A 13,146-nucleotide genomic window follows, 5' to 3' on the forward strand; every position below is an offset into this window, starting at 1 on the left:
CGCCCAACTGTGACGGGCATTCTTTGAATGCCCGGGAACAGGCGGGAGCCTCCCACCCGCCGGATCAGGCATATTTCTCCAGGAATTCCTCCGCCCGCAAGTTCCGGAAGTCCGGCAGCGCTGCACGCAGGGCATCGTGGCTCCAGTCCCACCAGGCAAGGTCCATCATCTGCTCGGCCACCGCTTCAGGATAACGGCGGCGGATCCCCCTGGCCGTGTTGCCGCCGACGATCGTGTAGGGCGCCACATCCTTGGTCACAATCGCCCCCGACGCCACAACCGCGCCAGCGCCGACAGTCACCTCCGGCTTGATCATCGCGCCGTGGCCGATCCAGGTGTCATGGCCGATCCGGGCCAGGCGGCTGGCGCGGCGGGCGAACCAATCCCCGTCGTCCTCCGCATCATCCCAATAGCTTGCCGACCGGTAGAGGAAATGATGCAGCGAGGCTTTCTCCATCGGGTGGTCGGTGGCACCGATCCGCACACAGCTGGCGATATTAGCGAACTTGCCGATCTCTGCGTTGGCGATGTCGCAGCTGCGGTCGCAATAGCTGTAATCCCCGAACACCGAATTTGCCACCCGGCTGCCGGCGCCGATTTCAACGTAGGCTCCAAAGGAGCTGCCGGTGATCTGGCATTCCGGGTGGATGAAGGGCATCTGCGCCTGCAAACGGGCCATGTCTTCTCTCCTTATTGATCGCGGCATACTGCTCAAGGCAGCAGGAAGGCCTTGCCCTTGCGCTCCTTGCGCGTGGCCTGACCGCCCTCCCCCTTGATCAAGCGGCGCCGCAGCCAGCCGGAGAACCAGTCCATCAGCATCACCATCAGGATGATCAGGGTAATGTAATAGGCCACTTCCTCCCAGTCCTTCTGCGTGATGATCGCCTGGGTCAGCAAGAGACCGATACCGCCGCCGGTAATCGCGCCGATGATGGTCGCCGAACGCGTGTTGGATTCCAGGAAGTACAAGAGCTGGCTCAGCAGCACCGGCGTGATCTGCGGGATCACCCCGAACCGGTAGCGCTGCACAGGTTTGGCGCCGGTGGAGGCAACGCCCTCGATCTGCTTCTGGTCGACGTTTTCCAGCGCCTCCGAGAAGATCTTGCCGAAGGTGCCGGTGTCCGTCACCAGGATCGCCAGCGCGCCGGTCAGCGGGCCGGGGCCAAAGGCGCGGGCCAGAACCACCGTCCAGATCAGCGAGTCCACGCCGCGAACAAAATCGAACAGGCGGCGCATGGCAAAGCGGATGCTGCGCAGGGGCATGAAGTTTCGGGTCGCGGCAAAGGCCAGCGGCAGCGCGACCAGCCCCGCGCCGATGGTGCCGAGGAAGGCCATCAGGAGGGTTTCAGCAATCGCCCACGCGACATCCTGATGGCGCCACATCTTGTTGGTCCAGAAGTCCTGGAAGATCGCGCCCGCCTCGCCTGTGGCAGCACGCTGCAGCAGCTCCCCTGCCCCCATGCCGTAATAGGGGCTGTCGAGTGTGAAGAAGAACAGCTCCCATCCGGCGAAGTAGCGGAACACCTCGGCCCTGTTGCGGGTCACGGTCAGGCGGCCTGCTTCGGTGGTAACGGCCAGGCGGTTCTTGGAGACACTGATCCATTCCGGCACCGCCCCCGGCGGCAGCTCTGCCTGCACGCCCGCGCTGCGGGATGGTGTGGCCCGCACCGTGCCGTAGCCGGGGATTGCATATTCGATTGTTTCAGGGCCGAAGGCGACCGTATGGCCGTCCTCCAGATCAATGATCGTGGTCTCGCCAAAGGCCACCCAATCCGGTGCGGTTCCTTCCGGATATCTCCCCTTGCGCTCGCCTTCGATCGCGACCGAAACATCGCCGCTGCGGTTGTCGCGGGTGACATGGGTCTTGTAGCTGTAGCTGTCGCTGACCAGGGTCTTGGCGTTGTCCAGACTGGCACGCTCCCACAGGCCCGGCATGTCGAAGGCAAAAAACACATAGGCCAGATAGGCCAGCACCGCGGCAGGCAGGGCGAAACTCATCAGCCGCTTCTTCAGGAACAGCCGCGTGATGTCCGGCTTCAGGCCTGCCGGCGTCAGGGTGGTGTCAAAAGTGGTCATGCCTTCGCTCCATGGGTCAGGCGGTCACGCAGCAGGCCGGACAGCTGGTCAACGGCCACGATAGTGACAAAAAGGAGAAGGAAGATCGCGGCGGCCTCGTCGTAGCGCCCCTGGCCCCAGGACATCGCATTCTTGAGTTCATAGCCAATGCCGCCCGCGCCGACAAAGCCGAGGATGGCAGAAGCGCGGATGTTGATCTCAAACCGCAAGAGCGCGTAGCTGACGTAGTTCGGACCCACCTGCGGGATCACCCCCAGCGTCATCCGTTGCGCCCAGGTGGCACCAACCGACGTGAGGCCCTCAACCGGTTTCAGCGAGGCGTTTTCATTCACTTCGGAAAACAACTTGCCCAGCGCGCCGGCAGTATGAATGGCGATGGCAATCATCGCAGGCACCGGCCCGCCGCCCAGCACAAAGATCAGCACCAGCGCGATGACAATTTCCGGGATCGCCCGGCAGATGTCGCTGATACGCCGGAACAGCGGGATCAGCGCAGGCCAAGGCGACATGCCACGGGTTGCCAGCAGCGACAGCAGGGTGCCGAACACGGTCCCCACCAGGGTCGAGGCGGCGGCAATGTTCAGCGTCTCCACCAGCGCGGGAAAGAAATGCACCAGATGCCCGGGCAGCTGCGCGGCCTTCTCCGTTGCTTCCGCCAGCACTTCGGTCGGGTAGTCGAAAATGCGTGTGAACCCGTCGGCAAAAGAACCTGCATTGCGGCTGTCTGCAGTGCGGAACCCCGCTGCCATCAGCGCCACAAAAACCGCGAGAAGAATGCCGCCATACAGTCTCTTGCGCTGAGTATGGGCGGTGTATTGCTGCCGGATATCCTCGATGCCCGGCCGGGCGGCTGTCAAATCTGCCATTTAGGGATCCTGGTCTTCAATGGATGGCCAATCCAGCGGCCATCAAGGAAATTGCGGGGCCCGGGCAAGCCGGAACCCCGCAGAGCGCGGACTGAAATTACTGGGACTTCAGCTTGCGGGCTTCGATGATCACCTCATACGCATCATGGGTGATCGGGTCGAAGCTCTTGGCCTCGCCGGCTGCGACACCGTAGAAGCAGTCGCGGTCGATCTCGCTGAGGTTGTCCATCAGCGCGGTCATCTTGGCTTTGACGTCCGCCGGCAGGGCCTTGCGCAAAACCACCGGGCCTTCCGGGATCGGGGCGGATTTCCAGATTTCCACCATGTCGTTCATATCGACCAGGCCAGCGTCAACCGCACGGCGCAGCGCACCCGACTGGTAGCCGTCTTCCCATTCGCCCAGGCCGTCGGCCCAGGTCACACCGCCGTCCACGTCGCCATTGGCAACCGCGACGATGGTCTGTTCATGGCCGCCGGTGAATTTCACTTCGCCAAAGTAGTCGCCGGAGTCCATGCTGGCATTGATCTTGTTCGGGATCTCGATCGACGGGATCAGGTAGCCGGAGGTGGAGTTCGGATCGCCAAAGCCGAAGGTTTTGCCCTTCAGGTCTTCCAGCGAGGTGATGCCGCTGTCTTTGCGGGCAAAGCCGACCGAGTAGTAGCCGTAGCCGCCGTCGGTGTTCACCTTGACCAGAACCGGCTCAACCGCTTCGGGATCGGACAGGGAGGGCTTGGCATACCCGGAGGCGCCCAGCCAGGCCATGTCGATGGTGCCGCCCAGCAGGCCCTGGATCACGCCATTATAGTCGGCAGGGGCAAACAGCTTGGTTTCGACGCCGAGTTCCTTCTCGGTGTACTCGCGCAGGCATTCGTTGTTGTTCAGGCGGTCCTGAGCGTTCTCGCCACCCAGGATGCCGATACGGAATTCCTTGATTTCCTCTGCCGCAACGGGGGCGGTCAGCGCGGTGGTTGCCAGAACGGCAGCAATCAGCTTTTTCATCTCGTGTCTCTCCGGTTGGTCTGTTCCCGGAGGAGCAGCCCCCGGGTCGATGAAAACGGTTCGGGGTTACTCGGCGGGAATGGCGGCGCGCATGGCGTCCGTCTTTTCCAGCGTCTCGATCTCGGTCGAAGTGGCGGCCTCGGAGAAATCCGCTCCGGCGCCATAGATTTCGCGGGCCACGCCCGTGGTCAGTTGTTCCGGCAGCCCGTCGAACACAATGCGCCCGTCGCGCATGCCAACCACCCGGTCGCAATAGCGGCGCGCGGTGTCCAGCGTGTGCAGGTTGGCAATGACGGTGCGCCCGTCTTCTTCGTGAATGCGGCGCAGCGCCTCCATCACGGTCTGGGCGTTCATCGGATCGAGCGATGCAATCGGCTCGTCCGCCAGGATGATCCTGGGGTCCTGCATCAGCGCGCGGGCGATCGCCACCCGCTGCTGCTGCCCGCCTGACAGCGCTTCGGCCCGCTTGGCGGCATGCTCAGCGATGCCCAAGCGGTCCAGGATGTCGATCGCCTGGTGAATGTCATCCATCGGATAGAGGTTGAACAGCGTCGCCATCGCATTGCGGCGGTTCAGCGTGCCATGCAGGACGTTCGACACCACGTCCATCCGCGGCACCAGGTTGAACTGCTGAAAGATCATCGCGCAGTCGGACTGCCAGGCGCGCTTGTCCCGGCCCTTCAGCCCGGTGATTTCGCGGCCCTCAAACAGAATGCGGCCTTCGCTTGCGTTTTCCAGCCGGTTCAGCATCCGCAGCAGCGTCGATTTGCCCGCGCCGGAGCGGCCGATGATGCCAATCATGCACGGCTTGTCGATGTCCAGCGAGGCCGCGTCCACTGCGGTCTTGTCGCCGAACTTCTTGGTCAGTTTTTCTATGCGCAGCACGGGTGGCGCTCCCTTCTCGTTCGGGGATTGCCTAGTGCCTCCGCTCAAACCTCATGTGTCACTGCCGTGAAAGTTTTGTAACGCGGCCCGGCGCAACCCGCGGGCGTTGCGCACCGCGAAACCGGCCTTGCCGGCATTCTGCCCCTGTCCAGGCGGGGCTGCAGAGGCTATATGCCCTTCGACTCCTCAATTCCCTTTGCAAAAGGAAGCTGCCAGATGTCCTTTGACCGCAACATCAAGATCGCGCCCTCCATCCTGTCTGCTGATTTCGCCAACTTCGGCCAGGAGATCCGGGCCATCGAAGCGCAGGGCGCCGACTGGGTGCATGTGGATGTGATGGACGGGCATTTCGTGCCGAACCTCACCTTTGGACCGCAGGCGGTGAAAGCATTTCGCCCGCACGTAAAGACGGTGATGGACGTGCACCTGATGATCGCGCCGGTGGATCCCTACATCGACGCCTACGCAGATGCCGGCGCCGATGTGCTGACCGCGCATTTCGAGGCGGGCCCCCACATCCACCGCACCCTGCAAGCGATCCGCGGCGCTGGCATGAAGGCCGGTGTGGCGCTGAACCCCGGCACCCCGGCAGAAGCGGTGGAGCACCTCCTGGACCTCACTGATCTGGTCTGCGTGATGACCGTGAACCCGGGCTTCGGCGGCCAGAAATTCATCGACATGACCGCCAAGATCCGCCGTCTGCGCGCGATGATCGGCGACCGCCCGGTGCATATCGAGATCGACGGCGGCGTCGATCCGACCACCGCGCCGCTGGTGGCCGAAGCCGGCGCTGACGTGCTGGTCGCGGGTTCCGCCGTCTTCAAGGGCGGCTCGGTCAACACCCCTGAGGTCTATGGAGAGAATATCAGCAAGATCCGTGCCGCCACAAAAGGCACGTGGGTGTAAAGCACGGGGCACTCCCGCCAATCGCCAAGCGCATCAATTATGCGCCGCTCTTGTTGGGCCTGGCGCCGCGCGTTCCGCGCGGCGCTTTTTCGTGATACGGCCAGCGTTTGCGCGCCCCGCCCGGCAAAGCCGGGCCGCGCCCTGATGGCCCTCGACGGGCCGGAAGGGCGCCCGCCCGCCTGCTCAGCTGCCTTTGTTCAGTGAGTCGAAGGTCTTGCCTTCTGCCACCAGCTGCTCCAGCAGCGGCGCGGGCTGCCAAAAGAAATCATCCTCTTCCGCATAGGACCTGATGTCGGCAAGGATTCCATCCAGCCCTTGCAGATCGGCCCATTTCAGCGGCCCGCCCCAGAACCGCGGGAAGCCATAGCCGAACAGCATCACCATATCCACGTCCAGCGGACGGCGGGCGATGCCCTCGCCCACCACCTTGGCCGCCTCATTGACCATGGCGCACATGTAGCGGCGCAGCACCTCTGCATCAGAGAACTCCCGCGGAGTGACCCCCTGCTGCTCCTGATCCTTGGAAATCAGCTCCGCCACCTCCGGATTCGGCACGCCGCCGCGCCGGCCCTCTTCGTAGACATAAAAGCCCTTGCCGGTCTTCTGACCGAAGTCACCGCCTTCGCACAGCATCTCATAGAACCGAGGCACCCGTTCGCGCGGGTCGCGGGTGGGCGCGCGGCGCTTGCGGGCGGCCCAGTTGATGTCGAGTCCCGCCAGATCGCCCATGGCAAACGGCCCCATCGGGAAGCCGAAACCGGTCACCACATTGTCCACTTGATAGGGTGAGGCGCCGTCCAGCACCACGTATTCCGCCGCCTTGCGGTAGGCATTCATGATCCGGTTGCCGATGAACCCGTCACAGATGCCGGAGCGGACCGCGACTTTCTTCAACCGTTTGCCCAGCGCGAACCCGGTGGCCAGAACCTCTGGCGCGGTTTTCTCCGCCACGACGACTTCCAGCAGCTTCATTACATGCGCGGGCGAGAAGAAATGCAGCCCTATCACATCCTGCGGACGGGAGGTCGCCGCGGCGATCTCGTCCACGTCCAAGTAGGAGGTGTTCGTCGCCAGCACCGCACCGGCCTTGCAATGGGCGTCGAGCTTGCCGAAAACCTCGCGCTTGACGCCCATGTCCTCGAACACCGCTTCGACCACCAGGTCTACCTCGGACAGCGCGGCGTAATCCGTCGCCACTGTCAGCGCCTCGCCAGTCAACTGATCGTACTGCGCCTGGCTGATCTTACCGCGTTTAAGGGCGCCTTTCAGGTTGCCCTCGATCCGGCCGCGCGCCGCCGTCACGGCCTCGTCCGTCATTTCGATCAGCACCACCGGCAGCTCCGCCAGCAGCGCCGCGGTGGCGATGCCCGCCCCCATGGTGCCGCCGCCGATCACCCCCATTGAAGCCACGTCGCGGGGCGCAACGCCCTCCAGTTCCGGCAGCTTGCTGACCGCACGTTCCGAGAAGAAGGCGTGGATCAAACCCTGCCGCTGATCGGAGTCCATCAGCTCCATGAACAGCTCGCGCTCACGCTTCAGCCCGGCCTCAAAGCTCTCCGCCTCAGCCGCTGCCTGCACCGCGCGCACCGCAACCGCAGGCGACAGCTGGCCACGGCCCTTCTTCAGCGTGGCGTTATAAACAGCATCGAAATCAACCGCTTCCGGAGCGGGCATTTCACCCACGGCCCGGCGCGGTGCGCCCTGCTCCAGCAGCTCCTGCGCATATGCAAGGCCGATCTCCCGCGGCTCGCCCTCTTCGATCCGGTCGATGATGCCCTTCTCCAGCGCTTCCGCCGCGCTGATGTGGCGGCCGGTGGTGATCATCTCCAGCGCAGCTTCGGTTCCGGCCACCCGCGGCAGCCGCTGGGTGCCGCCAGCGCCGGGCAGAATGCCCAGGTTCACTTCCGGCAGCCCCATCTTGGCCGAGGGCACCGCGATCCGGTAATGCGAGGACAAGGCAACTTCCAGCCCGCCGCCCAGCGCGGTGCCATGCATGGCAGAGACCACGATCAGCGGCGTGGCCTCGATCCGGCTGCACAGCCCGGGCAGCCAGGGCTCCTGCGGCGGCTTGCCGAATTCCCGGATGTCGGCGCCTGCAAAATAGGTCTTGCCCTCGCCATAGATCAGAACCGCCTTGGCACCTTCGCTTTCGGCGCGTTCGATCCCGGCCAGCAGCCCCTTGCGCACATCCACGCCCAGCGCGTTCACCGGCGGGTTCTGCGCCTTCAGAACGGCGATATCGCCCACGCGCTCATATGCAATGGCTTCACTCATCCGGTCTTCCTCTCTCCTGCGGGGGCCGATGATGCAGACCCGCGCCCCAACTGATTAGGCACGGCGGCCGTCTTCGCGCCAAGCCCCAAAATCCGCCGCGCGCCCACGGACCCCGCGTCACAATGCACCGGGCCGCAGCCGCTGCGCTGCCGGAGTTACGTAACAGAACGCAGGTAAAAATCAAACTTCTTGAAACACGTCAGCCAGAGACTGCGCCTCCGGACAGTGCGGCTGACGGCTCAGCCGCCTTTCACAATGCCGCTGGCGATCCAAGAGTCGAGAATCTCCAGTGCTTTGTCCGCAAACGCTGCGTCGTTGATATGGCAATCCAGTTCATGCAGGCTGGCGTTTTCCGGGCAGCTACGCCGCATCTCATCACAAAAGGCCGCCAGCCCCGCCGCGTCGTGCAGCGGCGCGCCGGGGCGGTCCCATTCGTTGCAGCCGCCGGCAGGCAGCAGCACCGCCACCGGCGCCTGGGCCGCCGCCAGCTTGCCGCAGACAGCCTGCGCCACCTGCCGACGCTCGCCCGCTTCCAGCAAGGCAGAGGTCAGCAAACGATTATGAGCATGGGTCTCCCGCCCCTTCAGCTGCGCGGGCGTTGCCTGCCAGCCGACGAAATCCACCAGATCATAGCAGCCCGGCGCGACCAGCTGCGGTGTGCCGGCGCGGCCTGCATTGGTCATCCGGTCCGCTCCTGCCGACAACCCGCCGAACAGGTGGTTCGAGACCTCCTGCGGCGCGAAATCCATCACCGCAGCAAAGGCGCCCTCCGCCGCCAGGCTCTCAAATGCCCGCCCGCCCATTCCGGTGGCGTGAAACACGGCGACCTCAAACCCGCGCGCCTCCAGCGCCGGTTTCAGCGTCACCATATAGCGCAGCACAGTCTTACCGAACGATGTCATGCCGATCAGCGGCCGTTCCCGCTTGGGCGGCTCCACCGCCCGTGCCGCGCCCAGCACCGCGCCCGCGGCCTGGCTGAGCGACGCCTTGCAGATCGAATTCAGGCCATACAGCCCGCCCGCCCAGAGGATCATCTGCACATCCGCCGGAATCCGCTCAGGCGGCATCAGCGGCGAGAAGGCTACGGTGGAGACGATGTACTTCGGCACCCCAACAGGCAGCGCCGCACACAAGTCCAGCGCCAGATCGGTGCCCATGGTGCCGCCCAGCACGATCACCCCGTCGATGCGCCCCGCCCGGTACAGCTCCTGCGCCTTGGCCGAAGCCCCCGCGCCCATGATCTGCATGGCGGTATTTTCATCACCGGAGGCAATCGCCGCCTTGATCGAGCTGCCGCCGGCCTCTGCCACTGCATGCTTGCTGACATCCGCGGGGTCGGCGGGGTCACCCAGCACGCTCACATCCATCGTCAATACCTTGCCGCCCTGCCCGCGGATGACCTCCGCCAGATATCCCAGTTCATCGTCCTTGGTGTCATATGTCCCGGCAACCAGGATCGTTTTGACCGTCATATCCCGTCCTCCCTCCGGCCTGCTCTGTGCAGCGAGGCCGCCCCTTCATCTTTCCCCAATACTCCCGCCGGAGGCTGCAGGTTTTGCCCCGGCAAAACCTGCATCACAGCTGAATCCATGCGGTCTTCAGATCGGTGTATTTGTCCAGCGCGTGCATCGACTTGTCATGTCCGTTGCCGGACTGCCCGACCCCGCCCAAGGGCACCGTATTGTCGGCGCCGCCATAGGTGTTCACATGCACCATCCCGGCACGGATACCTGCGACCATCCGGTGCGCCCGGGACAGGTTTTCCGTCCAGACCCCGGCCGCCAGGCCGTAAGCGGTAGCATTAGCCAGGCTCAGCGCCTCCTCTTCGGTTTCGAATTTGGTGACTGCCAGCACCGGACCGAACACCTCCCGCTGGAACAGCGCGTGGTCGCGCGCGACGCGGGTGACGATGGCCGGCGCCATATAGGTGCCGCCGGTCTCTTCCAGTATGCGCGCCCCGCCAGTCACCACCTGCCCGCCCTCGGCCCGCGCCATGTCCATGAAGGACAGGTTTCGGCGCAGCTGATCCTCGGAGTTCACTGCCCCGATCTGGGTGTCCAGATCCAGCGGGTCGCCCACCCGCAGCGCCTCCGCCTCGGCCTTCAGCATTGCGACGAACTCATCGTGGATCGACGCCTCCACCAGCAGCCGGGAGCCGGCAATGCAAACCTGTCCGGAGTTGCGGAAGATCCCTGCCGCAGAAACTTTCGCCGCCTTCGCGAGGTTCGGTGCATCCGCAAAAACGATGTTGGGGGACTTGCCGCCCAGCTCCAGATAACACCGCTTGAGGTTCGACCGCGCCGAAGCTTCGAGGAGCTTCCGGCCCGTCGCGCCGGAGCCGGTGAAGGCCAGCACATCTACGCCGCTTGACGCCGCCAGCGCCGCGCCGGTTTCCGTGCCGGAGCCGGTTACCACGTTCAGCACCCCGTCCGGCAGACCGCATTCGGAGCAGATCTCGGCCAGCCTAAGCAAAGACAGGGAGGCGGTTTCCGCCGGTTTCAGCACCACCGAATTGCCCATCGCCAAGGCCGGCGCCAGCTTCCAGGCGCCGATCATCAGCGGGAAGTTCCAGGGCACGATGGCCCCCACCACGCCTACCGGCATCCGGTGCACAAGCCCCAGCACGTCCGGCGCGGTCGGCGCGACCTCGCCCGCCACCTTGTCCAGCGCCTCGGCGTAGTAACGGAAGGTGCCAGCAGCCGATCCCGGCTCGGCCTTCAGCGCCATATTGAACTCTGTGCCGTTGTCGCGCACGCCCAGCACGGCCAGCTCCACCGCCTCGGCCGCGATCCGGTCGGCGATCCGATGCAGCACCTGCTTGCGGGCGGCGGGGCTCTGTCCCGCCCAGCGGCGGTCCTCAAATGCCCGCCGCGCCGAAGCGACAGCGTTTTCGACGTCCGTGGCAGAAGCGCCTGCCAGCGTCGTCAGAACAGATCCGTCAACCGGCGAAGCAACTTCGAGTGTCTGGCCCGTACCTTCTTGCCATGATCCTTCAAGAAAGAGTTTCTGCGGCGCCACATCAAGCTGCCGAAGCTTGTCGATGCGCGATTGGTCTGCCATTCGGCCTCCTTCAGTTCCTTCCGGTCCTTCAGCACCCGCAGGGTGTGGACCGCCAGAACGATGATGATGAGTAGAAACAGGATAAACGCCACCGGGCGGTCAATGAAATCGAGGGGTTCCTTCACCCTTGCCATGCCCGCGCGCAGTTTCACCTCCATGATGCCGCCCAGCACCATGCCCAGGATGATCGGCACCGAGGGCAGCGACAGGCGCTTAAGGATAAAGCCGAGGATGCCAAAGCCCGCCGCCATCACGCAGTCGGTGGCGGAGTTGCGCAGGGAGTAAACCCCGACGAAGCTGAGCGTCAGGATACAGACGCCAAGGAACCGGTTTGGGATGCGCACCACCTGGATCAGCGACTTGGTAGCAAAGAGCAAGAAAGCAAGGACCAGGACATTCAGCACCAGCAGCGCCAGGTAGAGAGCGACGACGAAATCCATGTCGTTCTGAAACAGCCCCGGCCCCGGCACCACGTTGTGAACGTAAAACACCGACAGCATCATCGCCGTCAGCGCCTCGCCCGGGATACCCAGCGCCAGCAGAGGCACCATGGCAGCCGCAGGGACCGCATTGTTGGCGGTCTCCGCCGCGATCAGCCCCTCGGAAGAGCCACTGCCGAAGTCCTGCGGCCGTTTCGAGGTTTTCTGGGCATAGGTGTAGGACATGAACTGCGCGGTAAACTCGCCCACGCCGGGGATCATTCCCATCAGCACGCCGAAGGTGGCAGAGACCCCGGCCACCCGCGGATGGCGCGCCAGCTCGCGCAGGCCCTGGAACATGCCGCCGCGCAGGCGGGTCATGCGCACCTTCTCGTCTTCGTCCGTCAGCAGCACGAAAGCCTGCGAGATCGCAAACAGGCCCAGCACGACGACAATCAGGTTGATGCCGCCACCTAGGAAATCCTGCCCGAAGGTGTAGCGCTGGGTGTATTTCACCGGTTCCAGCCCGATGGTCTGCAGGAAAATTCCGAAACAGGCCAAGGTGCCTGCAATCAGCGCCTGCCCGCGGTGGGCGACCACCACCAGAATGAGGCCCAGCAACGCCGCCATGAATATCTCGCGGGAGCCGAACATTGGCGCGATCTTGGCCAGGACCGGCGCGAACAGGATCAGGCAGATCACCGAGAAGATGCCGCCAAAGAAGCTGGCGGAATAGGCCAGGCTAAGCGCGCGCCGGGGCTCTCCCCGCGCGGTCATCGGATAGCCGTCATAGGTGGTCAGCGCATTAACCGCGGTGCCGGGCGTGTTTATCAGGATCGCCGGGATCGCACCTCCGTACATTGAGGAGCCGTAGATGCCCAGCAGCACGGTCAAGCCGACAATCGGATCCATTGAGAAGGTCGCGGGCAGCAGGATCGCAATCGCTACCGCCGGGCCAACACCGGGGATCGCCCCGATCAGCACGCCGCCGACCGAGCCTGCCAGCAGCGCCAGCGCCACGTCCCAGCGCATCAGGATGTCTATTGCAGAGAGGATCAGGTCCATGACGGGGCTCAGAGATAGAGAATGAAGAAGCTGCGCAACGATCCCGGCAGATACTCATAGATCAGCGCGCCCGGGATTTTCACCGACAGTAAGGCCTTGAACAGCACCACCACCACCACCGCAAACACCGCGCTTGTCCACAGCATGAAAGGGCTGCGGTAGCCCATCCGCCAGCTCAGCAGCGGCACAAACACCAGCGTCACGGGCAGATAGCCGATGACCGGCACCAGCATGACGTAGCCCATGAACCAGCCGGCAAATTCAAACACCTGCCCCCAGCGCTTGACCTCCCACAGGTCATAGCGGCTGACCCGCCGCCAGGGCAGTTTGTAGAGATGCAAGCCGCCGAGCAGCACCATGCCACCAATGGCTACGGCAGGCCAGAAGCGGGGCTGGGCAAACAGTTTGGTCTTCTTGACCCAGGCGGTCTGATCCGTGATCAGGACCAGCAGCAGCAGTGCTGCGCCGACCATAGCCAAGGCAAAGACAAGCTGTCCGCGCCTGGGTCCAGCAAAGCGGCGTTCACGTTCCGAAGGCATCAGAGGAGTACTTTGTCCGTACGGGGATGAGGGCACCAGGGCCGATCAGGACCCCG

General features: G+C 64.2%; 11 protein-coding genes. 1 reads left to right on the top strand and 10 read right to left on the bottom strand.

All coding sequences use genetic code 11. From position 1 onward, the window contains the following. Nucleotides 1-64 precede the first annotated feature (64 nt). From AC4HIX_RS08500 to phnC, 5 genes are all read right to left on the bottom strand, one after another. The gene (locus AC4HIX_RS08500) at nucleotides 65-679 is read right to left on the bottom strand and encodes an LbetaH domain-containing protein (protein WP_490398662.1); all 615 of its coding nucleotides are present in this window, start codon (nucleotides 677-679) and stop codon (nucleotides 65-67) included. A 32-nt stretch (nucleotides 680-711) separates the two neighbouring features. Continuing rightward, nucleotides 712-2,076, bottom strand: coding sequence for a phosphonate ABC transporter, permease protein PhnE (phnE, locus tag AC4HIX_RS08505; protein WP_490398663.1), 1,365 nt, complete (start codon nucleotides 2,074-2,076; stop codon nucleotides 712-714). Continuing rightward, on the bottom strand, nucleotides 2,073-2,942 hold the full coding sequence (phnE, locus tag AC4HIX_RS08510; RefSeq protein WP_475050351.1) for a phosphonate ABC transporter, permease protein PhnE: 870 nt from the start codon (nucleotides 2,940-2,942) through the stop codon (nucleotides 2,073-2,075). Before phnE (AC4HIX_RS08510) ends, phnE (AC4HIX_RS08505) begins: the two co-directional genes overlap by 4 nt. A 97-nt stretch (nucleotides 2,943-3,039) precedes the next feature. Further along, the gene (gene phnD / locus AC4HIX_RS08515) at nucleotides 3,040-3,942 is read right to left on the bottom strand and encodes a phosphonate ABC transporter substrate-binding protein (RefSeq protein WP_490398664.1); all 903 of its coding nucleotides are present in this window, start codon (nucleotides 3,940-3,942) and stop codon (nucleotides 3,040-3,042) included. Between the two features lie 66 nt (nucleotides 3,943-4,008). Next, entirely contained in the window at nucleotides 4,009-4,827 is an 819-nt protein-coding gene (phnC, locus tag AC4HIX_RS08520) for a phosphonate ABC transporter ATP-binding protein (protein WP_475050346.1), read from the bottom strand. A 216-nt stretch (nucleotides 4,828-5,043) separates the two neighbouring features. On the opposite strand from phnC, the gene rpe reads away from it, so the two are divergent. Then, nucleotides 5,044-5,733, top strand: a complete 690-nt coding sequence (gene rpe / locus AC4HIX_RS08525; protein ID WP_490398665.1) for a ribulose-phosphate 3-epimerase — start codon at nucleotides 5,044-5,046, stop codon at nucleotides 5,731-5,733. A gap of 183 nt (nucleotides 5,734-5,916) precedes the next feature. Here rpe and AC4HIX_RS08530 read toward each other — a convergent pair whose 3' ends face one another. The 5 genes from AC4HIX_RS08530 to AC4HIX_RS08550 form a co-directional block, all read right to left on the bottom strand. Further along, nucleotides 5,917-8,007 carry a 3-hydroxyacyl-CoA dehydrogenase NAD-binding domain-containing protein gene (locus AC4HIX_RS08530; RefSeq protein ID WP_490398666.1) on the bottom strand — a complete coding sequence of 697 codons (2,091 nt, stop codon included), beginning with the start codon at nucleotides 8,005-8,007 and terminating at the stop codon, nucleotides 5,917-5,919. A gap of 239 nt (nucleotides 8,008-8,246) precedes the next feature. Further along, complete coding sequence (locus AC4HIX_RS08535) at nucleotides 8,247-9,479, bottom strand: Tm-1-like ATP-binding domain-containing protein (protein ID WP_490398667.1); 1,233 nt, start codon at nucleotides 9,477-9,479, stop codon at nucleotides 8,247-8,249. Nucleotides 9,480-9,582: 103 nt separating this feature from the next. Beyond that, the gene (locus AC4HIX_RS08540) at nucleotides 9,583-11,025 is read right to left on the bottom strand and encodes an aldehyde dehydrogenase (RefSeq protein WP_490398776.1); all 1,443 of its coding nucleotides are present in this window, start codon (nucleotides 11,023-11,025) and stop codon (nucleotides 9,583-9,585) included. After that, nucleotides 10,932-12,551: a tripartite tricarboxylate transporter permease gene (locus AC4HIX_RS08545; protein WP_490398668.1), complete on the bottom strand. Its 1,620-nt coding sequence runs from the start codon at nucleotides 12,549-12,551 to the stop codon at nucleotides 10,932-10,934. Before AC4HIX_RS08545 ends, AC4HIX_RS08540 begins: the two co-directional genes overlap by 94 nt. A gap of 8 nt (nucleotides 12,552-12,559) precedes the next feature. Further along, entirely contained in the window at nucleotides 12,560-13,090 is a 531-nt protein-coding gene (locus AC4HIX_RS08550; protein WP_490398669.1) for a tripartite tricarboxylate transporter TctB family protein, read from the bottom strand. Nucleotides 13,091-13,146: the final 56 nt, after the last annotated feature.

Source organism: Leisingera sp., from assembly GCF_982940295.1.

Coding starts and splice junctions, on each gene's coding strand:
- AC4HIX_RS08500 (WP_490398662.1), bottom strand. CDS start 679: ATGGCCCGTTTGCAGGCGCAGATGCCCTTCATCCACCCGGAATGCCAG.
- phnE (WP_490398663.1), bottom strand. CDS start 2,076: ATGACCACTTTTGACACCACCCTGACGCCGGCAGGCCTGAAGCCGGAC.
- phnE (WP_475050351.1), bottom strand. CDS start 2,942: ATGGCAGATTTGACAGCCGCCCGGCCGGGCATCGAGGATATCCGGCAG.
- phnD (WP_490398664.1), bottom strand. CDS start 3,942: ATGAAAAAGCTGATTGCTGCCGTTCTGGCAACCACCGCGCTGACCGCC.
- rpe (WP_490398665.1), top strand. CDS start 5,044: ATGTCCTTTGACCGCAACATCAAGATCGCGCCCTCCATCCTGTCTGCT.
- AC4HIX_RS08530 (WP_490398666.1), bottom strand. CDS start 8,007: ATGAGTGAAGCCATTGCATATGAGCGCGTGGGCGATATCGCCGTTCTG.
- AC4HIX_RS08535 (WP_490398667.1), bottom strand. CDS start 9,479: ATGACGGTCAAAACGATCCTGGTTGCCGGGACATATGACACCAAGGAC.
- AC4HIX_RS08545 (WP_490398668.1), bottom strand. CDS start 12,551: ATGGACCTGATCCTCTCTGCAATAGACATCCTGATGCGCTGGGACGTG.
- AC4HIX_RS08550 (WP_490398669.1), bottom strand. CDS start 13,090: ATGCCTTCGGAACGTGAACGCCGCTTTGCTGGACCCAGGCGCGGACAG.